The sequence below is a fragment of the Xanthomonas bromi genome (assembly GCF_900092025.1).
Classification (GTDB): Bacteria; Pseudomonadota; Gammaproteobacteria; order Xanthomonadales; family Xanthomonadaceae; genus Xanthomonas; species Xanthomonas bromi.
This window is the reverse complement of the sequence record NZ_FLTX01000047.1, coordinates 51,345-74,740: the sequence shown is the minus strand read 5'-3', so window position 1 is coordinate 74,740 and position 23,396 is coordinate 51,345. Positions and strand designations below refer to the sequence as shown.

Genomic DNA, 23,396 nt, shown 5'->3' with positions numbered 1-23,396 from the left:
TAGGTCACCACCCGATAACAGGGCCGGTAATTCCCCGATATCTTCATCCGCCGTTGCTCGACGAAGCCGCGCAGGAGTTCGTCCAGGGCCTGCATGATGTCTGGATCGCCGTGGATCTCGAATGGGCCGAATTGCTCGATGCGGCGCATGCCGTCTTCCTTGACGTTGCCGGCGACGATGCCGGAGAAGGCGCGGCGCAGGTCGGCGGCCAGGGCCGGTGCCGGGCGGCCGTGGTGCAGGTCCAGTGCGGCCATCGCTTCGTGGCTGGGCTCGAACGGTTGCTGATACTCGAGCGGGATGTGCACCGACCAGTTGAAGTAATACGAGTCCTTCTGGTCCTTGCGGTGCGCGCGCACCTCGTGGACTCCTTCGGCCATGCGGCGCGCCACGGCGACCGGATCGCCGACGATGATCTCGTAGCGCGAGGCGGCAGCGTCACCCAGGGTCAGGCGGATGAACCGGTCGATCTGCTCGAAGTACGGCGCAGCGATGGTCGGCCCGGTGAGAATCAGCGGGAACGGCAAATCAGCATTTTCCTCGCGCAGCAGGATGCCGAGCAGGTAGAGAATTTCTTCCGCCGTGCCGACGCCGCCCGGGAATACCAGGATGCCGTGTCCGATGCGGACGAAGGCTTCGAGGCGCTTTTCGATGTCCGGCATGATCACCAGATGGTTGACGATCGGGTTCGGCGATTCGGCGGCGATGATGCCGGGCTCGGTGACGCCAATGTAGCGGGTATTGTGTTTACGCTGTTTGGCATGCGCGATGGTGGCACCCTTCATGGGGCCCTTCATTGCGCCCGGGCCGCAGCCGGTGCAGATATCCAGCCCACGCAGGCCGAGCTCATAGCCGACCTGCTTGGTGTACAGGTATTCATCGCGCGAGATGGAATGCCCGCCCCAGCACACAACCAAGTTCGGATCCAACGGCTGCAAGATGCGCGCATTGCGTAGCTGGCCGAACACGGCATTGGTGATGCCCTCGCTGGTGTCCAGATCGGCGCGTTGCGCTTCGAGTTCGATGGCCATGTAAGCAAGGTCGCGCACGACGGCAAACAGCAGCTCTGCCACGCCGCGGATGATCTCGCCGTCGACGAACGCCATTGCCGGCGCGTTGATCAGATCGATGCGGATGCCACGGTCTTGCTGGTTCACCTGGATGTCGAAATCCGGGTAAAGATCGCGTGCGGCGCGCGGGTCGTCCGATGCGCTGCCGCTGGTCAGCACGGCCAGCGCACAACGGCGCAACAGCTCATGCAAGCCACCGCTGGAGGCATCACGCAATCTGGCTACTTCTGCCTTGGACAACACATCCAGGCCACCGCGCGGGTAGATCCGCGCATCCACCACCGGCAGCGCCCGTGCTGCCGTACTGCTGAGTTCCATAGCTTGCTCCTGTCGTATGCACAGAACTTTAGCGTACTCACCCACGCAAAAGAAAACGACCGGGAGGGCCCGGCCGTTTTTGCTGCTTACTTCTCAGGTTTTTTAGAACTTGTACTTCAAGGTCAGCTGCATTGACCAGCGGGAAACGCCGGTGTTGCCTTTGTCATTGTTGTTTTCCTGCACGGTAGGCTCGTCGGTCGTACCGCTGAAGTTGTAGATGTACTTACCAGTCGCAGGATCGATACCTGCATAGCTGGCGACGCGGGCAGTGGAGTTGAAGCCATAGTCTTCAATGCGACCCCACTTCTTGTTGAGCAGGTTACCCACGTTCATGATGTCCAGCGCAAGTTCGGTCTTATGGCCCTCGAACAGTCCCGGCAACTCCTGACTGATGTGCACATCGAAGCTGTTTACCCACTTGGTGCGGAACTCATTCGCCGGGGCGATCTGCCCCCTGTAAGCAGCCAAATCGGGATGCTTTGCCAGCCAATCGAAGAATTGCTGCTCCATTGCAGCACCGCGAGTCCACAGAACATCGCCAGGACCCTTTGGCACGTAGAACAGGTCATTGAAGTAGCCGTTACCAGAGGTCGCAGCTGCATCACCATTCATGTCGTTGTAGTAGATGTAGCTGAAGGGACGACCAGAACGGCCTTCATAGAACAAACCGACGCTGGTGTTGTACTTCCCGAAAAACGCCTTCTTCCAGTTGAGCGAGCCGGTGATGCGGTCCTTGAGCGCGTAGCGCGAGTCGTAGGCCACGTTCTCGTTGGCCGTGCCGATCAGCGTGCCACCCCAGTTAGAGGTGTTCTGCGAACTGGTCAGCGGGCTGACTTCCGTCGCAGCAGTATAGGTATACGCCAGCGACCAGCCCCAGTTGTTGATCAGCGGCTTGTTCAGACCGAAAGTGAACTGCTTGCCGTCGCCCTTGTCGGTATTGCGCATGAGCATTACATCGCCCATGTCGGTTGGGCGATTCGCCTTGCCGTTGACGGAACCAAGGCTGGTGGTCTGGCCATTCTGGACAGAGGTGTTATTGCCTGCGGACGGCAGATAGCCCGCTGCATTCCAGTACAGCTCACGCCCATCCTGGCCGATGCGCGTTGCGCCGACGCCAGCCTGGTTGTAAAGGTCCAGACGCTCGAGGTATATCGCGTTATTGACCTTCGTATAGACCACTTCGGCAGAGGCAACGATGCCATACCAAGGCAACTCGTGATCAAAGGCGAGATTGGTCTTCCACACCGACGGAAGCTTCAGATCAGACGCAGCGATATCTACATTCTGGCGCGCGCCCGCGCCACTGCTTGGGATATAGGGGGGATTAGTATTGGGAGTAAAAATACCAACCGGGTTATTGACAGTGTATTCGGTGTAATTCAGACCGGTATTCTGGTAGACACCTGCGAGCCAGACGTTAGGCGCCGCACCGCCAAACAGACCCAGCCCACCACGCAGCTGCGTCGGACGTTCGCTATCGAAGGTGTAGTTGAAACCGAAGCGCGGCTGTACCAGCTTGTCGTCGGGCAACTGGGTGTTGTCGTAGCCGTACAGCGACATGATGCGTGGGTTGTACAGGCGCTGATCGCTGAAGTCCGGCATATCGACGCGCACACCACCTTGTACGGTCAGGTTGCTGTTGACCGCCCAGCTGTCCTGCAGGAACAGACCGGTATTCTTCAGCGTGTACTCGGCGGGGATATCGTCGTAGCTGCCGCCTGGACGCGGCGCGCGCACGATGTACTGGTTGACGCGGCCCGCGGCGAAATCGTTGAGGTTGTTGAACACGTACACGCCGTTGAGGTTACGGCCGTAATAGTTCAGCAGGTCGTTGTCGGAATAGTCGAAACCGAACTTGACGGTGTGGTCGCCAACGTACCAGGTGGCGGCACCGAAGGCGCTCAACTCCTTGCTCTCTAACGCGTTGACATGCGAGTTTTGCTCGGTACCGAAGTACAGCGAATTGTTGACCGTGGTGCCGCCGAAGCCACGCACCTGGATCTGCGGCAGGGTCGAATACGGCTCGCGGATTGCCGAGTATTCCTTGCGCGACAGCTTGAATTCGGTCGAGAAATTGTCGGACCAATCGCTGAACAGCTCTCCCATCCAGGATTCGTAGGTCTTCGGCTGCTGGTACCAGAAAGTGCTCAACGACACGGCGCTGTTGCTGATCTGCGGGAAGCGCACGACGTTCTGCTCGAGCTTGTTGTAACGCACGGCAGCACGATGATTTTCGTTGATGTTCCAGTCGATCTTCAGCGCATATTCTTCGACTTCGGTGCTGTTGGCCGGCTGAGCCAGCGAGCCGGCGTTGAAGCCGTAGCCGGTGGCGATCTGCTGCGCGCGCGCGATATCGGCGTCGGTGATGTTGCCCTTGCCGTAAGGCGAATCGGTCAGGCTGATACCCGGCGCCGAACGCTCCATCTTTTCGTAATTGGCGAAGAAGAACAGCTTGTCTTTGACGATCGGACCGCCCAGCGTCATGCCATAGGTCTTTTCGTCGTCGAAGCCGTTGAAACGAACGCCTTCCAGTTCTTTGCGCACCATGTCCTTATCGCGATAAGCGTAATAGACCGTGCCGCCGAAATTGTTGGTGCCCGATTTGGTGACCGCATTGATCACTGCGCCGGTACCGCCTGAAATCGTTGTGTCGTAGTTGGCAACATCGATGTTGATTTCCTGGATGGCGTCCATGGACACCGGCTGACGCTCGGTCGGCAGATTGTTGGATTCCAGACCAAACGGATCGCCTGCGCCAATACCGTCGATACGAATGGCGTTATAGCGCGTGTTCTGGCCGCCGACGGAAATCGCACCATCCGCCTTGCTGACCTGAGAAATGCGCGGATCCAGGCGGATATAGTCCTGAATATTCCGGTTGACCGACGGCAGCGACTCGATGGTCTCGCGCGAAACGTTGGTACCGGTGCCCATCTTGTATGCACTGAACAGGTCCGAGCCGCCGGCCACAGCCATCACTTGGACAGCTTCGAGGTTGGTGGCGGCGATATCGCCCTTGAGATCCGCATTGACCGTATTGACCTGATTGAGGTTCAGGTAAACACCCTCTTCGGTCTTGGTACCTTCACCGGACTTGGTGATGGTGATCGTGTACGGCCCACCCACACGCAGGCCGCGCGCGTTATAGCGGCCGCTGGCATCGGTGGTGGCGCGGCTGACGGTGCCCGATTCGACGTGGGTGATCGTGACTTCGGCATTCGGCACCGGCTGACCGCCGCTGCTGGTGACCAGGCCGGCGACGCCGGCGGAGGTGCTCTGTGCGAACACAGGAGCGGCGGCGAGCGCGGCGACAAGGCCAAGCGTCAGCTTGGACATGCGGAGACAACGGGGGTGGGTCATTTCGGTAGCCTCGATACAGGTTGGGCAGTGACAAAAAGGCGCAGTCAGCCCAACCGTTCCCGGGGGTGGGCTGCCGATGATCTGGGGTCCCTTGCCGCGCGGCTAGTTGCAGCCGCAACGGTTAACAACAGATTAACACGCTAAGGCCTGATTGTGACGGCGGCGTGACAAACCTCGCGCACTGCAACATGAACTGCGCATCTGAGGCGCAAGCGCCAGATTGCGCAAGGTCGCAATGGGAACGAGACACCCGTAGCGGTTTCAGGCGCCTATCGGCGCTACCGAGGATCCGAGCGATCCAAGACGTTGAGCGCCCATAGGATGCCCGCTGCATCGGTCGTCGTCATCGGCAGATGCCCCTTCGGAATATGACGCCTTACTTCCGCGTTGCCGGACCGAGCGGATCCCCTGAGACGTGGTCTGCGACCAATCACTGCTTCGCCCCCCGCATCCGCCTGTGGCCCGATGCCTACTCCACTTAACCTGGGGATATGCCTCAGTGGCCAGCGACCAGACCCATGGGCAGCGGGCACATCCAATACGGTGGGAAGGGGTTGAAACAACCTTCGGTGCATGCTCCCGCGCGTACGCCGACGATATCCGCAGGGCCCCCTCCCCCAGCAGCCACGCTAGATCGAGACCGGCAGCTTGAAGTATGTGCCAAGGCCATCCAGGAACATCTGCACCGAAATGGCGACCAGCAGCATGCCCATCAGGCGCTCGATGGCCGTCAGCGCGCGGTGTCCGAGCAATTTGTACAACAGCGGTGCGGAGGCGAGGATCGACGAAGCACCGATCCAGGCGATCATCAGGGCCAGGCTCCAGTCCCAGAGCCGCGTGGGTTCGTTGCTGCCCATGAGCATCACCGCCGCCATGCCGGACGGGCCGGCCACCAGCGGAATCGCCAGCGGCACGATGAAGGGCTCGCCGTCGGGGATTTCGCCCATCAGGCCTTCGGGTCGCGGGAAGATCATGCGGATGCCGATCAGGAACAGCACGATGCCGCCGGCGATGGCCACCGATTCCTGGCGCAGATGCATCAGCTCCAAGGCGTACTTGCCGCCCCACAGAAACGCCATCAACACGCACAGGGCAATCAGCAATTCACGCGCCAGCACGAAGCGTTGGCGCTTGGGCGGCAGCGGCTTGAGCACGCTGAGAAACACCGGAATGTTGCCCAGCGGGTCGAGGATCAGGAACAGCAGCAGCGCCGCAGAAAGAATGGTCATACCGACGGACTCCAGATCGCACCGCGATGCGTCGCCCCTGCGGCGGACAATACGCTGACGCATGCAGGGGCGTAACGTGCGGCATCGACCGCGTCGCTGTCTTCCTGATGGGTGAAGGCGCGTGCGCGTAATGCAGTGCGCATCGGGCCGGGCTGCAAGCCGCTGACGCGGACCGGGCCGGCGGCCGTTTCATGATGCAAGATGGCGATCAGGCCGCGCTGCGCATGCTGGGCAGCGCCATACGCCCCCCAATAGGCCTGGCCGACGCGCGCGGGGTCGTCGACCACGAAGACCAGTGCCGCGTCGTGCTGCTGACGCAATAGCGGCAGGCACGCCTGGGTCAGCCACGCGCGGGCGGTCAGGTTGACGTGCAAGCTGCGCGCGAAATCCGCGGGCGCGGCGAGCTCGGCCGGCGTCAGGCCGGCAAAGTCGGCAGCGCATTGCAGCAGGCCATGCAGGCCGCCAAGCTCGGACTGCAACCGTTGCGCGAGTGCGGCGTAGTCGTCCGGCGTGGCACCGGCCAGATCCAGCGGATACAGCAGCGGCTCGGCACCCAGCGCGGCCACTGCGTCATAGACGCGCTCCAGCGGGCGCAGCTTGCGCCCAAGCAAGACCACCGTGGCGCCAGCAACGGCACATGCCTTCGCCGCGGCAGCGCCGAGGCCACCGGCGGCGCCAGTGATCAGCACCACGCGTCCCGACAAGGCAGCAGTTTGAGCCTGGGCCCGCGCCGAACTCACGGCTGGTACGCCTCGCTGACGATGCGCTTGAGCTCGCCGGCTTCAAACAGTTCCAACGTGATGTCGCAACCGCCGATCAGCTCGCCATGGATGAACAGCTGCGGGAAGGTCGGCCAGTTGGAATAGCGCGGCAGATTGGCGCGCACTTCCGGCTCTTCAAGCACGTTGACCGTGTGCAGCTGATCGGCACCGGCGGCCACCAGGGCCTGCACGGCGCGACTGGAAAACTCGCACATCGGGAAGTGCGGGGTGCCTTTCATGAACAGCACGATCGGGTGTTGTTCGACTTCGGCCTGGATCCTTTCCATCACCGGCATTGGACTCTCCTGACTGTGAGCGGCAGGCCCGACCGCCGGGTCGGATAGACTTCCGCAAAGGCGCGCATTGTAAGCCTTCAGCGCGACCTGTCGCCGCACTCCCTTCGCTGCCACTGCCATCATGCCGATCGAACACATTGCATTGCCTTATTCCCGCGCTGCCCTCGAGCCGCATCTGTCGTCTGCGACACTGGAGGCGCATCACGGCGTCTGTCACCGCAGCGAGGTCGAACGCCTGAATGCGCGCATCGAGACCAGCGAATTTGCCGAGCTGACGCTGGAAGAGATCATCGCGCAGGCGCAGGGCACGCTGTTTCATCTTGCCGCGCAGGTGTGGAACCACAATTTCTACTGGCAGTGCCTGCGTCCGCGCGCTGGCGGCGAGCCGCTCGGGCGGCTGGCCGACAGCATCGCCAAATCGTTCGGCGACGTCGTGCACTTCAAGCAGGAGTTCAATCGCGTTGCGTTAACCAGCTTCGGCTCGGGATGGGTATGGCTGGTGCAGCGCCCGGACGGCACGCTGGCTGTGGTCGCCACACCCAATGCCTCCACCCCGCTCACCGGTCCGGACATCCCGCTACTCGCCTGCGACATCTGGGAGCACGCGTATTACCTGGACTACCAGCAGGATCGCGCGCGCTACCTGGATGCCTTCTGGAAACTGGTCAGCTGGGATTTTGTCGCAAGCAGGCTGAGCTGACCGCCTAGCGTTTGATAGCAGATGAGGATTGGCTCATCTGCGACCAGACGCTACCGAGAATTTTCGGACCCGACAACAACGCGTCATCGCAGAAAACGCGTCACGCAGCGCCGGATCGCTGCCAATGCGCGGCGCGCATCATGCTTCGTTTAAGCGCGCAACCACCGGACGAACCTGCGCATCGCGCTGCAATGCCGCGCCTGCATCGCTCACCGCAAGTGCAAGCGCCTTCACTGTCTCCGCACGCAGTGTTGCGTGCCCGACCTTGCGGCCATCGCGCGCTTGCTTGCCGTAGTCGTGCCAATGTCCACCCGGCACCGCCAGAAACGCCGTGGCGTCCGGCATCGCGCCCAGCCAGTTGAGCATGCAGGCGTGGCCGCGCATCGCCGTGCTGCCCAGCGGCAAGCCGAGTACGGCACGCACATGATTTTCGAACTGCGACGTCTCGGCGCCCTCGATGGTCCAATGCCCCGAGTTGTGCACGCGCGGCGCCATTTCGTTGGCCAGCAGCTCACCGTCGCGCACGAACAGTTCCAGCGCAAATACGCCGACATAGTCGAGCTTTTCCGCCACTGCGCACGCGTGCGATTCGGCCGTGGCTTGTAGTGCTGGGTCTGCACTTGCCGGTGCCAGGCTGGCCGACAGCACGCCGTCCACATGCCAGTTTTCGGTCAGCGGCCAGGCGCGGAATTCACCGTCGCGCCCACGCACAGCGACGACGCTGACCTCACGCTGGAACGGCACAAAAGCTTCCACGATCAGCCCAACGCTCGCCGCCTGCGCGCCCAATGCGTCCCACGCTGCATCGGCATCGGCAAGCTTCTTGATGCGGAACTGGCCCTTGCCGTCGTAGCCGAAGCGGCGGGTCTTCAGCACGCACGGCGTGCCGATCCGCGCGAGCGCGACATCCAGGCCGGCACGGTCGTCGATCGCGGCAAACTCCGGCACTGGAATACCGAGTGCGCGGAACAAGGTTTTTTCGCTGAGGCGATCCTGCGCAACGGCAAGCGCAGCCGGACTCGGATACACCGGCACCTGCGCGGCGAGTTGCTGCGCGCTGGTAGCCGGCACATTTTCGAAATCGAAGGTGATCACATCCACCTGCTCGGCGAATGCGGCAAGTGCGGCAGCATCATCGAATGCGCCAACCTGCAGCGGCCCCACCTGCCCTGCACAGGCATCGTCCGCCGGATCGAACACCGCAAAGCGTATGCCGAGCGGCGCACCGGCCAGCACCAACATGCGCGCCAATTGGCCACCACCGAGAATGCCGACAGCGCTCATTGGCGCGGGTCGTCGCTGGCCATGACATCGTCGGTCTGCTTGGCGCGAAATTGCGCCAGCGCCTGGCCGATCTGCGCCTGCTCGGGCGCCAGCATGGCCACCGCAAACAACGCCGCATTGGCCGCCCCCGCATTGCCGATGGCAAAGGTGGCCACCGGAATGCCTGCCGGCATCTGCACGATCGACAACAGCGAATCCATGCCGTTGAGCGCCTTGGACTGCACCGGCACGCCCAGCACCGGCACTGCAGTCTTGGCGGCCAGCATGCCCGGCAGATGCGCCGCGCCGCCCGCACCGGCAATGATGGCGCGCAACCCGCGTTCACTCGCCTGTTCGGCGTAGGTAAACAAAACGTCCGGCGTGCGGTGCGCCGAGACCACCTTGACTTCATACGGCACGCCCAGCGCGTCGAGCTTCTGAGCTGCGTGCTGCATGGTCTCCCAATCCGAACGGGAGCCCATCACGATGCCGACCAGCGGCGCGGAGTGGTTGGAGGTCATGGCCCTGCCCTGCGGTAAAGACGTATTCTAGCCAATCTCCACGCAAGACAAGACTTCGATGGATCGCAAACTGCTCGACCTGCTGTGCTCGCCCGACACCCGCCAGCCGCTGTCGCTGCTCGACGGCAAGGGCCTGGAAGCACTCAACACCGCCATCGCCGCTGGAAACCTGCAGCGCGCCGACGGCACCGCGCAAAGCCAGCCGCTGCGCGAGGCCTTGATCACCCGCGACCGCAAGCAGATCTTCCGCGTCGACGACGGCATTCCGGTGCTGCTGGCCGAAGAGGCCATCGGCACTGCGCAGATCACCGATTTCCCCGAAAAGTGAATGCATCAGTGCATACGCTGCCGGAGGCACCGCCAGCCGCGTTGGTCGATGCCGATGTGGCGCGCGCGCTGGCCGAAGACATCGGCACTGGCGATGTGACTGCTGCGCTGCTGCCCGATCAAGCCGACAGCGCGTACTTGCTGTGCAAGCAGGACGCCGTGATCGCCGGCCGGCCCTGGTTCGATGCCACTCATCGCGCGCTCGACCCGCAGGTGCGCATCGACTGGCAGGTGCACGAGGGTCAGCACGTCAGCGCCGGCACGGTGCTCGCACTTCTGCAGGGACGCAGTCGCAGCCTGGTCAGCGCCGAGCGCACCTCGCTCAATTTCATGCAGACGCTGTCGGCCACCGCCACCACCACCGCAGCGTATGTGGCTGCAGTGGCCGGGACACATGCGCGCATCCTGGACACCCGCAAGACGCTGCCGGGACTGCGCGCCGCGCAGAAATATGCCGTGCGCTGCGGCGGTGGCGACAATCACCGCATCGGATTGTTCGACACGGTGATGCTCAAAGAAAACCACATCCGCGCTGCCGGTTCGCTGAGCGCTGCGGTGCATGCCGCACGCGTGCAGCAACCGCAACTGCCGCTGGTGGTGGAAGTGGAAACGCTGGAGCAACTGCATGAAGCACTGCAGGTCGGCTGCACGCGCATCCTGATCGACGACTTCGATCAGCCCATGCGCCGCGAAGCGGTGCGCATCGTAGCCGCATTGCCGCGCGAACGACGCATTCCGCTGGAAGTCTCCGGCAGCGTGGATCTGGCTGGCATTCGCGCGATTGCCGAAGACGGCGTGGACTGCATTTCGATTGGCGGGCTCACCAAGCATGTGCAGGCAGTGGATCTGTCGCTGAAACTCGGCCCGTCGCCGCACTGATTTCACGTCTGCGCGCAGGCCGCTCTGGCAGCCTGCTGCGATTGCTTTTGTGCAGGATGTTCGATGACCGCAAGACCGTGGCCGTGGATGTGCCTGCTGCTTGCAGGATTAGGAGGCAGCGCTGCGGCTGCAGAAGTGTGCGATGTGCCACAGCGTTTCGGCACCAGCCCTGCGGCCATCGCCATCGTGCGCACGGCCTGCAACGAGCACCGTTTGTGGCAGCGTCCGTTTATCGATGCCAAGGGTCGCCTGGCCAGCCTGGGCGTGACCGAAGCCGAATCGGGCTATCTGGCCGACCACGGCGTGATCGCGTGGCAGCGCGTTGCAGGCTACTGGCGCGACAGCGGCACGCTTGTCTCGATGGGCGGGCGTCCCGGTGCTTCCAGCTGTGCGGCACTGGACGGCACGCGCTACACCGCCAGCGATTGCCGCGCGTTTCTGATCGATAACCCGTGGTCGGCTGCTTTCATTTCCTGGGTGACGACGCAGTCGGGCCTGAGCGGTTTTCATCGCTCCGCACGCCATCTGGATTACATTCGCAGCGCCTACAACGACGGCGCCACCGGTCCGTATCAATTCACCGATCCGGCGGTGGAGAAACCTGCTCCAGGCGACATGCTGTGTCTGTTGCGCGGGCGCAGCGTGGCGCTCGGCTACGTGGGCCTGAAAGCTGCGCTTGGCGACAGCGCACCGATGCCATGGCAATCGCATTGCGACGTCGTGGTGGCTACCAACGTCGGCGGCGATCGCACGCTGTACCTGATTGGCGGCAACGTGTTCAACACGGTGATGATGCGCAAGATGCCACTGGACCGCGCCGGCCGGGTGGTGTTGCCAACACCGCAATCGGACGGCAGCCAGGACCAGAACGAGGACAGCCTGGGCATCGCCAGCGAATGCACGCCAGCCAAGGAAGAACTGTGCGACTTCAATCGCCGCGACTGGGCCGCGCTGCTGAAACTGCGTCCTGATGCAGCGCTGGTTGCGCCGCCACCGACCGAAGCATTGCCTGCGCCCGTCAGGCTACCGACCGAGCAGACCATGCCGCCCGGCTTTCCGCGTGTGGTGCCACCACGTCCGGAGACGCCGCCGGCGCCGACCCCGCAGTCCGGCTGAGCCCGGAGGCAATATTCCTGCACCTCGATACGTTCCTGGTGGATCACCACTGAAGCAACATGCCACGGCGCGGATCGGGTCGTTTGTATCGGGATGAGCGCTGCAGTTCGCTCGTGTTTCAGTGCGCCCTCATACGGCGCTGCGCGCTACCTCTCCCATGCATGGGAAGAAGGGAAGAGCGAACCCTTGGTTGGCTGAAAACGGCTGGTAAAAAATGCGGCGCAGCGGCCGGGTTCTCAATTGCGGCAGTCCTTTGCGCCGCGCATCCGTTGCCGCAAACGTGAATCTGTTTTCCATGACAACGAACAAAAGCAGCTCGTTTGGCATGCGCTGTCAAACGCGCAGCATGCTGCAGGCTGCTCGAGGTACATGACGCAGCAAACGGGAAGCGGCAAATCATCTGCATAAAAAAAGCGGGCCGAAGCCCGCTTTTCTCAGTGCACTGCAGCGGCGATTACTCGGCCGAAGCCGGCACGCCCTCGCCTTCTTCCACTGCCTTGATCGACAGACGGATACGGCCCTGCTTGTCCACTTCCAGCACCTTGACGCGGACCAGATCGCCTTCCTTCAACTTGTCGCCGACCTTCTCCACGCGCTCGCTGGAAATCTGCGAGACGTGCACCAGGCCGTCCTTGCCCGGCAGGATGGTGACGAACGCGCCGAAGTCCATGATCTTGGCGACCTTGCCTTCGTAGATGCGGCCCGGCTCCACGTCCGAGGTGATCTGCTCGATGCGCGACTTGGCAGCCTGCGCGGCAATCGCGTTGACCGAGGCGATGATGATCGTGCCGTCGTCCTGGATGTCGATCTGCGTGCCGGTTTCCTTGGTGATCGCCTGGATGGTCGAGCCGCCCTTGCCGATCACTTCGCGAATCTTGTCCGGGTGAATCTTGATGGTCAGCAGACGCGGCGCGTAGTCGCTCAGTTCCAGGCGCGGGGTGGTCAGTGCATGCGCCATCTCGCCCAGGATGTGCAGACGACCAGCCTTGGCCTGCTGCAGTGCCTGCTTCATGATCTCTTCGGTGATGCCTTCGATCTTGATGTCCATCTGCAGCGCGGACACGCCTTCGGCAGTACCGGCCACCTTGAAGTCCATGTCGCCCAGGTGATCTTCGTCACCCAGAATGTCGGAGAGCACCACGAAGTCGTTGCCTTCCTTCACCAGGCCCATCGCGATACCGGCGACCGGCGCCTTGATCGGCACACCGGCATCCATCAGCGCCAGCGAGCTGCCGCAGACCGATGCCATCGACGAGGAACCGTTGGACTCGGTGATTTCCGAAACCACGCGAATGGTGTACGGGAATTCTTCCAGGCTCGGCATCACGGCCAGCACGCCGCGCTTGGCCAGACGGCCGTGGCCGATTTCGCGACGCTTCGGCGCGCCGAAGCGACCGCATTCGCCAACCGAGTACGGAGGGAAGTTGTAATGGAACAGGAAGTTCTCTTTGTACTCGCCCGACACCGCGTCGATGACCTGACCGTCGCGTGCGGTACCCAGCGTGGTGATCACGATCGCCTGGGTCTCGCCGCGGGTGAACAACGCCGAGCCATGGGTACGCGGCAACACGCCGGCCTTGGCGCTGATCGGACGCACGGTATCCAGCGCACGGCCGTCGATGCGCACCTTGGTGCTCAGCACCGAGCCACGCATGGTCTGGTATTCCAGCTCGCCGAATTCCTTCGACAGATCACCGGCAGCCCAGCCTTCGACGGTGGCGCGCGGCGCCAGCGACCCCAGCACGTCCTTCTTGATCGCCGAAATCGCATCGCGGCGCTGCAGCTTGTCGCGCACCTGGAACGCCGACGCGAGCTGATCGCCCACCGCGTCCTTCAGTGCGGCGATCATGCCGTCATTCTTCGCCGGGGCCACCCAATCGGACGGCTTGGTGCCGGCTTCGACGGTCAGCTCGTTGATGATGTTGATGACCTTCTGCATCTCGCGATGGCCAAACGTCACAGCGCCCAGCATCACTTCTTCCGACAGCAGCTCGGCTTCGGATTCGACCATCAGCACCGCGTTGGCGGTACCGGCCACAACCAGCTCCAGCTGCGAATCCTTCAGCTCGGTCACGGTCGGGTTGAGAATGTATTCGCCGTTCTTGTAACCGACCTTCGCCGCAGCGATCGGGCCGTTGAACGGGGTGCCGGCCAGCGACAGCGCGGCCGATGCGCCGATCAGCGCGGCGATATCGCCGTCGATGTCCGGGTTCATCGACATCACGGTGGCGATGATCTGCACTTCGTTCTTGTAGTCCTCCGGGAACAGCGGACGGATCGGGCGGTCGATCAGGCGCGAGATCAACGTTTCCTTCTCGGTCGCACGTCCTTCGCGCTTGAAAAAGCCGCCCGGGATGCGGCCGCCGGCGTAGAACTTCTCCTGATAATCGACCGTCAGGGGAAAGAAGTCCTGCCCTTCGCGCGCGCTCTTGGCGGCGACGGCGGTGACCAGCAGTACGGTGTCGTCGAACTTGACGAGGACGGCGCCGCCTGCCTGGCGAGCGATTTCGCCCGTCTCAAGAGTGACGGTGTGCTTGCCGTACTGGAAGGTTTTGGTGATTTTTGCCACGGAGGTTTTTCCTTAGGTGTAACTGTCTTCGTTGGACCGTCGTCGACCCATGCCGAGAACGGGCGGCCGGGAGGCTCCGGCCCAAGGTTGCGTGTTGCGAAAAACGTACTGCGATTGACCAAAACAAAACCGCGGCGCATCGCTGCGCCGCGGTGGTAGGACTCGATCAGCGGCGCAGGCCGAGCTTCTCGATCAGCGACTTGTAGCGGTCGTTGTCCTTCTTCTTCAGGTAGTCGAGCAGGCTGCGGCGACGGTTGACCATCTGCAGCAGACCACGACGGCTGTGGTGATCCTTCTTGTGGGTCTTGAAGTGACCGGTCAGCAGCTCGATGCGTGCGGTCAGCAGAGCGACCTGGACTTCCGGCGAACCAGTGTCCTGGGCGCTGCGCTTATTGTCTTCAATAACTTTCTGGGTGTCGACAGACATGATGTGTTCTCGATAGATGCGTGGTCGACAGGAACGTGCGTGACGCACCGTCGGACTCGCCGTTTGCTAGGAATATGCGCGCTTGGCGCTGAGGTGCCCCGATCAGGGCCGCGAAAGTGTAACGTCGCGCGGCCCAGGGAACAAGTTGACAAAATCTTAACAGGCTGAAATTTCGTTCAGCCCGTTGAACAATCGCTGCGGCGACAGGCGCCCGTCCGCATCCACCAGGCCTAGCCCAGAGGGGGTTCCGTCGGGTCCGAACACGGCCACCTGGCCCGTCGGAAATGCGGGATCGCGCAAGCGCTGCCCCATGCGGAAACGCGCCGCGAGAGTCTGATCGAGCACGATCCGCGCAAAATCTACCAAACCGGCCTCGATCGGCAGCAACACTGTCTGCGCCTCGGCGCCCGCCTCCAGCGCTGCAGACAACGCCTCCAACGTGACCATCTGCGGATCGCGAAACGGCTCCACCCACAGCCGACGCAACGCCGCGATATGCGCTCCGCAGCCCAGCACCTCGCCCAGATCGCGCGCCAGGCTCCGGATATAGGTGCCCGAGCCGCAGGTCACGCGCAGTTGCAAACGCGGTGCGCTGTAGCCGAGCACCTGGATCGCCTGCACCTCGATCTCGCGTACCGGCGCCTCGATGCGGTCGCCGCGGCGCGCCTTCGCGTACAGCGGCTCGCCGCCCTGCTTGAGGGCCGAATAGATCGGCGCCTGTTGCTGGATGCGGCCGATGAAAGGCGCCAACGCCGCCCGCAGATCGGCCTCGCTCACGTCGGACACCACGCGTTCGCGCAGCGGCTCGCCGTCGGCATCGTCGGTATCGGTGGTGAGGCCCAGCACGATCTCGGCGTCGTAGGCCTTGGCCGAGCCGAGCAGCAGTCCGGCGATCTTGGTGGCCTCGCCAAAGCACAGCGGTAGCAGGCCGGTGGCCAGCGGATCCAGGCTGCCGGTATGACCACCTTTCTCTGCGCGCAATAAGCGGCGCGCGGCCTGCAATGCATTGTTGGAACTGAGCCCTGCCGGCTTGTCCAGCAACAGGATGCCGTGCAACGGGCGGTAGGCGATGCGGGGTTTCAAAAGATCGGTGCTCGAATCAAGCGCTGTACGCGCCCGCAGAAATTCAGGACCGCAGCAACGGCGACAGGCCGTCACAGCGCTCAGCGCTGTTGTGCGTCTTCGTCGCCGGATGTGGTCTCGGGACCCACGTCGTCCAGGTCACGCAGCAGGTTATCGATCCGTTCCCCACGGTCGACCGAGTCGTCGTAGTAAAAGTGCAGCTCGGGCACGTGTCGCAGCTTCATGGCGCGCGCCAGCTGCGTGCGCAGCTGCCCGGCGATTTCCTTGAGCCCCTTGACCGCTTCGGCCGACCGCTCCTGCTGCAGCGCGGTGACGAACACCTTGGCATGCGCCAGGTCACGGCTGATCTCGACATCGGACACGCTGACCGACGGCAAGCCGTGGTCGCGCACGGCCGCGTGCACGATCGTGCCGAGGTCGCGACGCACCTGCGCCGAAACGCGGTCGGTGCGATGGAATGATTTGGTTGGCATGGTCGTGGACCTGGTTGATTCGGAGGGCCAGATGGCACCGAAGCCAAAAACGGACGCGGGCGGCCATGCCGCCCTCGCCTTGCAGAACTTGCGCGACGCCATGCGCCAGCGCGGTAAATCGGGGCCCGCAGGCCCCGATTTCCATTACAGCGTACGGGCAACCTCGATACGCTCGAAGCACTCGATCTGATCGCCGGCCTTGACGTCGTTATACGCCTTCACGCCGATACCGCACTCGGTCCCGTTGCGCACTTCGTCGACGTTTTCCTTGAAGCGGCGCAGCGATTCCAGCTCGCCTTCGAACACCACGACGCTGTCGCGGAGCACGCGGATCGGCTTGCTGCGCTTCACCACGCCTTCGATGATCATGCAGCCTGCAACCGCACCGAACTTCGAGCTACGGAACACATCGCGCACCTGCGCGATACCGATGATCTCTTCGCGGATTTCCACGCCGAGCAGACCGGACGCCACCTGCTTCACCTGATCGATCACGTCATAGATGATCGAGAAGTAACGCAGATCGATACCGTTGGACTCGACGATCTTGCGTGCCGAGGCATCCGCACGCACGTTGAAACCGATCACCGTGGCCTTGGAGGCCGCAGCCGAATTCGCATCGGATTCGGTGATGCCGCCCACGCCGGAGTGGATCACGTTGATGCGGATGTCGTCGTTGGACAACGCCACCAGCGACTGCTTGAGCGCTTCCACCGAACCCTGCACGTCGGCCTTGATCACCAGGTTCAACACCTGCTGACCTTCGCCCTTGCCCATCTGGGCCAGGATGTCTTCCATGCGGTTGGTGGCCGAGGCAACCAGACGCGACTCGCGGCGCTTGGTTTCGCGCTGCTGTGCCACGTCCTTGGCCAGACGCTCGTCGTCGACGACCACGAAGTCGTCGCCGGCTTCCGGCACGCCGGACAGGCCGAGCACCTGCACCGGAATCGACGGGCCCGCCGAGGCCGGCTGGTGGCCGGTTTCGTCGAACAGCGCACGCACACGACCGTACTGAATGCCGCACACCAGGTAGTCGCCACGCTTCAGCGCACCCTGCTGCACCAGCACCGTCGCGACCGGGCCGCGGCCCTTGTCCAGCGACGATTCGATCACGGTACCGCTGGCGCGGCCGTCGGCCACTGCCTTGAGTTCCAGCACTTCGGCCTGCAGCGAAATCGCGTCCAGCAGCGTGTCCACACCGGTACCGACCTTGGCCGACACTTCGATGAACTGGGTATCGCCACCGAACTCTTCGGCCACCACGTTTTCGGCCAGCAACTCGTTCTTGACCCGCAGCGGATCCGCGCCGGCCTTGTCGATCTTGTTGACCGCCACGATCAACGGAACGCCTGCCGCCTTGGCATGCGCCACCGCTTCCTTGGTCTGCGGCATCACGCCGTCATCGGCAGCAACCACCAGCACCACGATGTCGGTGATCTTGGCGCCGCGCGCACGCATCGAGGTAAACGCGGCATGGCCGGGCGTATCCAGGAAGCTGATGACGCCACGGCCGGTTTCGACGTGGTACGCACCGATGTGCTGGGTGATGCCGCCCGCTTCGCCAGATGCGATCTTGGTGCGACGGATGTAATCCAGCAGCGAGGTCTTGCCGTGATCGACGTGACCCATGATGGTGACCACCGGCGGACGCAAGGTGGTCTCGCCCTGCGCGTCTTCGGCATGCGCCAACAGCGCATCTTCGAAGTCGGCATTGTCCGCACGCACGGCCTTGTGGCCGAGTTCTTCGGTCACCAGTGCAGCGGTGTCGTGATCGATGCTCTGGGTGATGGTCGCCATGACGCCCATCTTGAACAGCGCTTTGACCACGTCGCCGCCCTTGAACGCCAGCTTCTGCGCCAGGTCTGCAACGGTGATGGTCTCGCCGATCGCCACTTCGCGCACCACCGGTGCGGTCGGACGCTCGAACCCGTGCGGGCCGCTGTTGCTCTGGTTGCTACCGCGACCACCATCGTTGCCACGACGCGACGACGACGACCCCGGACGACCGGTCGGCTTGCCACGCACGTTGGAACGACGCGCACGATCGGCCGCAGACAGATGCAGCTGACCGGCAAAGCGCTTGGTCGCATCATCGTCTTCGACGCCAGCCACCATGACGTGCGAACCGCGCGTCTTGTGCTTGGCGGCATTGTTGCGGTCATCCGGACGCGCTGGCGTTGCCGGACGCGAGGCCGGCGAGGCGCCACCCGGACGGGACGGACGCGGTGCGGAAGACGGCGACGACGGTGCGCGTGCAGCAGGCGCCGCGGCAGACGGCGTCGGCGCAGCAGCAACCGGGGCCGGCGCACTGGCAGCCGCAGCGGCTTCCTCGGCGGCCTTGCGCTCGGCTTCCGCACGGTCCTTGGCGGCCTGCTCTTCGTCGCGTTTGCGCTGAATCGCTTCATCGCGCACACGATCACTTTCGGCCAGCGCCTGCTGCTCGTCGAGATTGCGCTGACGCGAGGCGGCAAGCTTGGCCAGGATATCGGCGCGCTCTTCGTCCGGCGTCATCGGCGCGGCACGGCCGCTGCCTTCGTTCTCGGACTTCACGTAGGTACGCTTCTGCCGCACTTCCACGTTGACCGTGGTCTTGGTGCGGCCGGCGTTGACCGTGACTTCCTGCAGCTTGCGCCGATTGAGCGTGATCTTCTTGGCTGCTTCGCTCGCCGCTTCGGCGGGCGTGTCGGCCTTGCCATGCGTGCGACGCAGGAAGCCAAGCAGTTTCATCTTCTCGGTGCTGGTCACGACCTGGTCGGGACCGCTGAACTTCATTCCGGCCTCGGCCAGTTGAACCAGCAGTTTATCGACCGGCGTATTGACCAGTTCGGCAAGCTTGCGGATGGTGGTTTGCTGCGACATTCGGATCCTATGATCTGGTTGGCGCCCCCTCGCCCAGAGCAAGGGAAACGCTGATTCTAAGCCCTGATGGGGTCAGGGCGCGGTTCATTGCCGGCTCATTCGCCGCGCTCCAAACGGGCGATCTCCTCGGCGCGGGCCGCCAGGATCAGCGCCGCGGCGCGCTCCTGGGTCAAACCCTCGATGCCGAAGTCGACGATCTCGTCCGCGGCCAGGTCGGACAAGTCCTCGCTGGTGCGCACGCCGTGCTCGGCCAGAGCAAAAGCCGTTTCCTCGTTCATCCCCTCCAGCGCCAGCAGGTCCTCGGTGGGCTGAGTTCCTTCCAGGCCTTCTTCCTCGGCCAGCGCCGCGTTGAGCAGCGCATCGCGGGCACGGGCACGCAACTCTTCGACGATGTCTTCGTCGAAGCCTTCCACCGCCAGCAGTTCGCCGACCGGGACGTAGGCGATTTCTTCGACCGTGTTGAAGCCTTCGGACACCAGGATCGCGGAAATTTCCTCGTCCACTTCCAGGCGATCCATGAACAGCTGGCGTGCCGCTGCCTGCTCGGCCTCGGACTTGGCGGCCACCTGGTCGGCGGTCATCACGTTGAGCTGCCAGCCGGTCAGGCGGCTGGCCAGGCGCACGTTCTGGCCGCCCTTGCCGATCGCCTGCGCCAGGCGGTCTTCTGCCACGGCCAGATCCATCGAGTGCTTGTCTTCATCGACGATGATCGACTGCACTTCGGCCGGCGCCATCGCGTTGATCACGAAGTTGGCCGGGTTCTCGTTCCACAACACGATGTCCACGCGCTCGCCATTGAGCTCGTTGGACACCGCCTGCACGCGCGAACCTCGCATACCGATGCAGGCGCCGATCGGATCGGTACGGGTGTCGTGCGCGATCACGGCAATCTTGGCGCGGTCGCCCGGGTCACGTGCGCAGGCCTTGATCTCGACCAGGCCCTGGCCCACTTCCGGCACTTCGAGCTTGAACAACTCGATCATGAACTCCGGTGCGGCGCGGCTGATGAAAAGCTGCGGCCCACGCGGTTCGGAACGCACTTCGGCCAGATAACCGCGCACGCGGTCGCCGGGACGCAGCACGTCGCGCGGAATGCCCTTGTCCTTCGCAATGAAGGCTTCGGCATTGCCGCCCAGATCGACAAAGATGTTGCCGCGCTCGGCGCGCTTGACCACGCCGGTGATCAACTCGCCAACGCGATCCTTCCACGCGTCCACCACCTGCTGACGCTCGGCTTCGCGCACACGCTGCACGATCACCTGCTTGGCGGCCTGCGCGGCGATACGACCAAAATCGGGATTCTCGATCTGCTCTTCGATGTAATCGCCAACTTCCACGCCGTCGGCTTCGTCGATGGCATCCATCAGACGCACCTGACGGTCCGGCGATTCCATCACCACGTCGTCGGCCACCACTTCCCAACGACGGTAGGTCTCGTAAGTACCGTCCTTGTGATCGATGGTGACGCGTGCCAGCACGTCCTGGTCTGGATAGCGCTTTTTCGCTGCGGAAGCCAGCGCGGCCTCGATCGCATCGAAGATCACTTCGCGCGGCACGCCTTTTTCGTTGGCGACCGCATCCACTACCAGCAAAAGTTCCTTGCTCATTTCGTCACTCCGCGCGCGGCTTGCCAGCCGCCGACTCGTTGGATGGTTTCTTCTTCTCGTGCCCGGTTTTTTTCGGGCCGGGCTTATTCGGTTTCTGCGGCGCCAGGCCTAAAGCGACCCAATCCGGCAGGATGCGCGCCTTGTCGATGTTATCGAAGCCGATCTGCACGTCCTTGCCGTCGACGGCAAACACTACGGCGTCTGCCTCGGCATCGATGCGCAGGATCTCGCCCTGGAAGCGGCGCCGACCATCCTGCGCAAGCTTCAGGACAATCTTTGCGGATTCGCCGGTATGGCGCGCGAATTGTTCCAGCGTGAACAGTGGACGATCAACACCCGGCGAAGACACTTCCAGGGTGTAGTTGCCGCTGACCGGATCTTCGACGTCGAGTTGGGCCGACACTTCACGGCTCACGCGCTCGCAATCGTCGACAGTGATGACACGCTCGGGCTGTTCGGCCAGCGGCACATCGATATACAGGCGTAATGTGGCGCCGCCTGGAGCGGGAAGATATTCCACGCCCAGCAGTTCCAAGCCCAGGGATTCAACCGTTGGACTCAGCAGATTCGCGATTTCGGTCGCTTTTTCGCTCACAGACTGCCCTGATCAGATGATTGCCAGTAGACCCCCGGCAACCGGCAGCAAACTTTCCGGTTCCGGAAAAAACAAGGGGCCCGATGGGCCCCTTGCGTGAAAAAAGCCCGACCTCTCAGGATCGGCGTAAAGACGGGAACATGCGTCTCTACGATCCAAGAAGCTGAATTACTGCGATGAAGCAACAATTCAAAACTTGGTAGCGGGGGCAGGATTTGAACCTGCGACCTTCGGGTTATGAGCCCGACGAGCTGCCAGACTGCTCCACCCCGCAGCAGAAGCGGAATTATGAAGAACTGGAGCGAAAATTGCAAGCCCTAGTTTTTCTTCTGTTGAACAGCATGGCGGCTGCTCAACGTCGCCGGGAATGATACCCGCGATGCAACAAAAACGAAACAGTAAACGCAGTTTTATTTCAGTGCGATGCAAAACGCATGGTGTGGCATCGCACGACTTGGCGCTGGCGTGCCCGTCTCAGGCAAGGCCAGCGAACGCGCGCTGGCACCACACCATGATCGGGCTCCAGGCCAGACCAAGCGCAAGCAAGGCCAGCGCGTTGACGCCGAGCACAGTGCCCAGCACACGGTCGTGATTGGCCGGCAACGGCTCGCCTACCGGTTCGTCGAAATACATGACCTTGATGACACGCAGATAGTAGTAAGCACCGATCACCGCACAGATCACACCGACCAACGCCAACCACAGCATGTCGCCCTTCACTGCCGCGCCCAACACGGCCAGCTTGGTCCAGAAACCGAGGAACGGCGGGATGCCTGCCAGCGAGGCCATGATGCACAACACCAGGCCGGCCATCCACGGGTTGCGCGCGTTGAGTCCCTTGAAGTCGTCGATGTTCTCGGCTTCGAAGCCATTGCGCGATAGCGCAATGATGGCGCCGAACGAGGCGGTCGACATGATGGTGTAGCTGACTGCATAGAACATCGCCGCCGAATAGCCCTCTTCGCCGCCACCAGCCACGCCCATCAGCAGGAAGCCGATGTGCGAAACGGTCGAATACGCCAGCATGCGCTTGAGGTTGCTCTGCGCGATGGCCATCAGGTTGCCGATCACCAGCGACAATGCCGACAGGCCACCGATCAGCAGATGCCACTGCGGCGACAACGGACCCATGCCGACTTCCAGCAGGCGATACGCCATCCCGAACGCGGCAAGCTTGGGCGCCGAGCTGATGAACAATGCGATCGGCGCAGGCGCACCCTGATACACGTCGGGGAGCCACATATGGAACGGCGCGGCGCCCAGCTTGAAGGCCACGCCGGCAATCATGAAGATGGTGCCGGTCAGCAGCAGTGTGCGCTCGCCCGAACCTTCGATGGCATCGTGGATGCCGGCCAGGCTCAAGGTGCCGGTGGCGCCATAGACCAGCGACATGCCATACAGCAGCAGGCCCGACGCCAGCGAACCCAGCACGAAATACTTCATCGCCGCTTCGGTCGCCAGCCCGTTGTCGCGGTTGGACGCAACCAGGGCATACGAGCACAGCGCCAGCAATTCCAGACCCAGATACACCATCAGCAGGCTGCCGGCCGACGCCAGCAGCATCATGCCGGCGGTAGCGAACAACACCAGCACCGGGATTTCGCCCTGATAGAGATTGCGCTCGCGCAGGTAGGTCCAGCCGTAGACCAGGCTCAGCCCGCTGACCAGCACGATCACGGTCTTCATGACATCGGCCGCAGTGTCGCGAACGAACATGCCGTTGAAGATGTCGCCCTGCCCGCCCGTGCCGGTCGCCAACAACACGAGCACCACGGCAAGAACGGCGACGGAGAACAGGTGGGTCCAGACCTTGTTCCGCTGGCTCACGAACAGGTCGAGCATCAGCAGTGCGAAGGCGCCGCCGATCAGCACCAGTTCCGGTACGAGCGGAGCCAAGTCAGCGGTGGTCAACGGCGCGAGCGTTGGCGTGGTCATCATCAAATCCT

General features: G+C 63.0%; 20 protein-coding genes and 1 tRNA gene. 4 read left to right on the top strand and 17 right to left on the bottom strand.

The window, feature by feature from the left end; translation table 11 throughout:
- From ppnN to grxD, 5 genes are all read right to left on the bottom strand, one after another.
- The coding region (gene ppnN / locus XBLMG947_RS15480) for a nucleotide 5'-monophosphate nucleosidase PpnN (RefSeq protein WP_065469525.1) at positions 1-1,385 on the bottom strand (1,385 nt) is incomplete at its 3' end.
- Between the two features lie 102 nt (positions 1,386-1,487).
- The gene (locus XBLMG947_RS15475; RefSeq protein WP_065469524.1) at positions 1,488-4,745 is read right to left on the bottom strand and encodes a TonB-dependent receptor; all 3,258 of its coding nucleotides are present in this window, start codon (positions 4,743-4,745) and stop codon (positions 1,488-1,490) included.
- Between the two features lie 629 nt (positions 4,746-5,374).
- The gene (locus tag XBLMG947_RS15470; protein WP_064508074.1) at positions 5,375-5,974 is read right to left on the bottom strand and encodes a YhgN family NAAT transporter; all 600 of its coding nucleotides are present in this window, start codon (positions 5,972-5,974) and stop codon (positions 5,375-5,377) included.
- The gene (locus XBLMG947_RS15465; RefSeq protein ID WP_065469523.1) at positions 5,971-6,714 is read right to left on the bottom strand and encodes an SDR family NAD(P)-dependent oxidoreductase; all 744 of its coding nucleotides are present in this window, start codon (positions 6,712-6,714) and stop codon (positions 5,971-5,973) included. The genes XBLMG947_RS15470 and XBLMG947_RS15465 overlap by 4 nt, the downstream gene beginning before the upstream one ends.
- Positions 6,711-7,031, bottom strand: a complete 321-nt coding sequence (grxD, locus tag XBLMG947_RS15460) for a Grx4 family monothiol glutaredoxin (protein ID WP_065469522.1) — start codon at positions 7,029-7,031, stop codon at positions 6,711-6,713. The genes XBLMG947_RS15465 and grxD overlap by 4 nt, the downstream gene beginning before the upstream one ends.
- 121 nt (positions 7,032-7,152) lie before the next feature.
- On the opposite strand from grxD, the gene XBLMG947_RS15455 reads away from it, so the two are divergent.
- Complete coding sequence (locus XBLMG947_RS15455; RefSeq protein WP_065469521.1) at positions 7,153-7,731, top strand: superoxide dismutase; 579 nt, start codon at positions 7,153-7,155, stop codon at positions 7,729-7,731.
- Positions 7,732-7,869: 138 nt separating this feature from the next.
- Here the strand turns inward: XBLMG947_RS15455 and XBLMG947_RS15450 are convergent, their stop codons facing one another.
- Positions 7,870-9,015, bottom strand: coding sequence for a 5-(carboxyamino)imidazole ribonucleotide synthase (locus XBLMG947_RS15450; RefSeq protein ID WP_065469520.1), 1,146 nt, complete (start codon positions 9,013-9,015; stop codon positions 7,870-7,872).
- Entirely contained in the window at positions 9,012-9,515 is a 504-nt protein-coding gene (gene purE / locus XBLMG947_RS15445; RefSeq protein ID WP_065469519.1) for a 5-(carboxyamino)imidazole ribonucleotide mutase, read from the bottom strand. The genes XBLMG947_RS15450 and purE overlap by 4 nt, the downstream gene beginning before the upstream one ends.
- A 58-nt stretch (positions 9,516-9,573) precedes the next feature.
- On the opposite strand from purE, the gene XBLMG947_RS15440 reads away from it, so the two are divergent.
- The 3 genes from XBLMG947_RS15440 (at position 9,574) to XBLMG947_RS15430 (ending at position 11,837) form a co-directional block, all read left to right on the top strand.
- Positions 9,574-9,843 (top strand): Trm112 family protein, encoded by a 270-nt coding sequence (locus tag XBLMG947_RS15440; protein WP_039420596.1) that lies wholly within the window; start codon positions 9,574-9,576, stop codon positions 9,841-9,843.
- Positions 9,840-10,721 carry a carboxylating nicotinate-nucleotide diphosphorylase gene (gene nadC, locus XBLMG947_RS15435; protein ID WP_065469518.1) on the top strand — a complete coding sequence of 294 codons (882 nt, stop codon included), beginning with the start codon at positions 9,840-9,842 and terminating at the stop codon, positions 10,719-10,721. Before XBLMG947_RS15440 ends, nadC begins: the two co-directional genes overlap by 4 nt.
- 63 nt (positions 10,722-10,784) lie before the next feature.
- Positions 10,785-11,837 carry a DUF2272 domain-containing protein gene (locus XBLMG947_RS15430; RefSeq protein WP_065469517.1) on the top strand — a complete coding sequence of 351 codons (1,053 nt, stop codon included), beginning with the start codon at positions 10,785-10,787 and terminating at the stop codon, positions 11,835-11,837.
- A gap of 129 nt (positions 11,838-11,966) precedes the next feature.
- Here XBLMG947_RS15430 and XBLMG947_RS23375 read toward each other — a convergent pair whose 3' ends face one another.
- The 10 genes from XBLMG947_RS23375 to nuoN all read right to left on the bottom strand — a co-directional run bounded on the left by XBLMG947_RS23375 (position 11,967) and on the right by nuoN (position 23,385).
- The gene (locus tag XBLMG947_RS23375; protein ID WP_139074405.1) at positions 11,967-12,164 is read right to left on the bottom strand and encodes a hypothetical protein; all 198 of its coding nucleotides are present in this window, start codon (positions 12,162-12,164) and stop codon (positions 11,967-11,969) included.
- 127 nt (positions 12,165-12,291) lie between these two features.
- A complete protein-coding gene (gene pnp / locus XBLMG947_RS15425; RefSeq protein ID WP_065469516.1) occupies positions 12,292-14,406 on the bottom strand; it encodes a polyribonucleotide nucleotidyltransferase in 2,115 nt (704 codons plus the stop codon).
- 166 nt (positions 14,407-14,572) lie between these two features.
- On the bottom strand, positions 14,573-14,833 hold the full coding sequence (gene rpsO / locus XBLMG947_RS15420; protein ID WP_005991399.1) for a 30S ribosomal protein S15: 261 nt from the start codon (positions 14,831-14,833) through the stop codon (positions 14,573-14,575).
- Between the two features lie 156 nt (positions 14,834-14,989).
- Positions 14,990-15,916 (bottom strand): tRNA pseudouridine(55) synthase TruB, encoded by a 927-nt coding sequence (gene truB, locus XBLMG947_RS15415; RefSeq protein WP_065469515.1) that lies wholly within the window; start codon positions 15,914-15,916, stop codon positions 14,990-14,992.
- 80 nt (positions 15,917-15,996) lie between these two features.
- Positions 15,997-16,389, bottom strand: a complete 393-nt coding sequence (gene rbfA / locus XBLMG947_RS15410) for a 30S ribosome-binding factor RbfA (RefSeq protein ID WP_065469514.1) — start codon at positions 16,387-16,389, stop codon at positions 15,997-15,999.
- A 144-nt stretch (positions 16,390-16,533) separates the two neighbouring features.
- On the bottom strand, positions 16,534-19,248 hold the full coding sequence (gene infB, locus XBLMG947_RS15405) for a translation initiation factor IF-2 (protein WP_065469513.1): 2,715 nt from the start codon (positions 19,246-19,248) through the stop codon (positions 16,534-16,536).
- A gap of 95 nt (positions 19,249-19,343) precedes the next feature.
- Positions 19,344-20,855, bottom strand: coding sequence for a transcription termination factor NusA (gene nusA, locus XBLMG947_RS15400; RefSeq protein ID WP_065469512.1), 1,512 nt, complete (start codon positions 20,853-20,855; stop codon positions 19,344-19,346).
- A 4-nt stretch (positions 20,856-20,859) separates the two neighbouring features.
- Positions 20,860-21,450 carry a ribosome maturation factor RimP gene (rimP, locus tag XBLMG947_RS15395; RefSeq protein ID WP_065469511.1) on the bottom strand — a complete coding sequence of 197 codons (591 nt, stop codon included), beginning with the start codon at positions 21,448-21,450 and terminating at the stop codon, positions 20,860-20,862.
- A 197-nt stretch (positions 21,451-21,647) separates the two neighbouring features.
- Positions 21,648-21,724: transfer RNA gene (locus tag XBLMG947_RS15390), tRNA-Met, on the bottom strand.
- Between the two features lie 200 nt (positions 21,725-21,924).
- The gene (nuoN, locus tag XBLMG947_RS15385) at positions 21,925-23,385 is read right to left on the bottom strand and encodes an NADH-quinone oxidoreductase subunit NuoN (protein WP_065469529.1); all 1,461 of its coding nucleotides are present in this window, start codon (positions 23,383-23,385) and stop codon (positions 21,925-21,927) included.
- Positions 23,386-23,396 lie beyond the last annotated feature (11 nt).

What these genes read in the sequence shown, in the direction of transcription:
- XBLMG947_RS15440 (WP_039420596.1), top strand. Translation starts at nt 9,574, where the DNA reads ATGGATCGCAAACTGCTCGACCTGCTGTGCTCGCCCGACACCCGCCAG.
- XBLMG947_RS15470 (WP_064508074.1), bottom strand. Translation starts at nt 5,974, where the DNA reads ATGACCATTCTTTCTGCGGCGCTGCTGCTGTTCCTGATCCTCGACCCG.
- XBLMG947_RS15455 (WP_065469521.1), top strand. Translation starts at nt 7,153, where the DNA reads ATGCCGATCGAACACATTGCATTGCCTTATTCCCGCGCTGCCCTCGAG.
- nusA (WP_065469512.1), bottom strand. Translation starts at nt 20,855, where the DNA reads ATGAGCAAGGAACTTTTGCTGGTAGTGGATGCGGTCGCCAACGAAAAA.
- rpsO (WP_005991399.1), bottom strand. Translation starts at nt 14,833, where the DNA reads ATGTCTGTCGACACCCAGAAAGTTATTGAAGACAATAAGCGCAGCGCC.
- XBLMG947_RS15450 (WP_065469520.1), bottom strand. Translation starts at nt 9,015, where the DNA reads ATGAGCGCTGTCGGCATTCTCGGTGGTGGCCAATTGGCGCGCATGTTG.
- rbfA (WP_065469514.1), bottom strand. Translation starts at nt 16,389, where the DNA reads ATGCCAACCAAATCATTCCATCGCACCGACCGCGTTTCGGCGCAGGTG.
- grxD (WP_065469522.1), bottom strand. Translation starts at nt 7,031, where the DNA reads ATGCCGGTGATGGAAAGGATCCAGGCCGAAGTCGAACAACACCCGATC.
- XBLMG947_RS15430 (WP_065469517.1), top strand. Translation starts at nt 10,785, where the DNA reads ATGACCGCAAGACCGTGGCCGTGGATGTGCCTGCTGCTTGCAGGATTA.
- infB (WP_065469513.1), bottom strand. Translation starts at nt 19,248, where the DNA reads ATGTCGCAGCAAACCACCATCCGCAAGCTTGCCGAACTGGTCAATACG.
- XBLMG947_RS15475 (WP_065469524.1), bottom strand. Translation starts at nt 4,745, where the DNA reads ATGACCCACCCCCGTTGTCTCCGCATGTCCAAGCTGACGCTTGGCCTT.
- nuoN (WP_065469529.1), bottom strand. Translation starts at nt 23,385, where the DNA reads ATGACCACGCCAACGCTCGCGCCGTTGACCACCGCTGACTTGGCTCCG.
- XBLMG947_RS23375 (WP_139074405.1), bottom strand. Translation starts at nt 12,164, where the DNA reads ATGCCAAACGAGCTGCTTTTGTTCGTTGTCATGGAAAACAGATTCACG.
- purE (WP_065469519.1), bottom strand. Translation starts at nt 9,515, where the DNA reads ATGACCTCCAACCACTCCGCGCCGCTGGTCGGCATCGTGATGGGCTCC.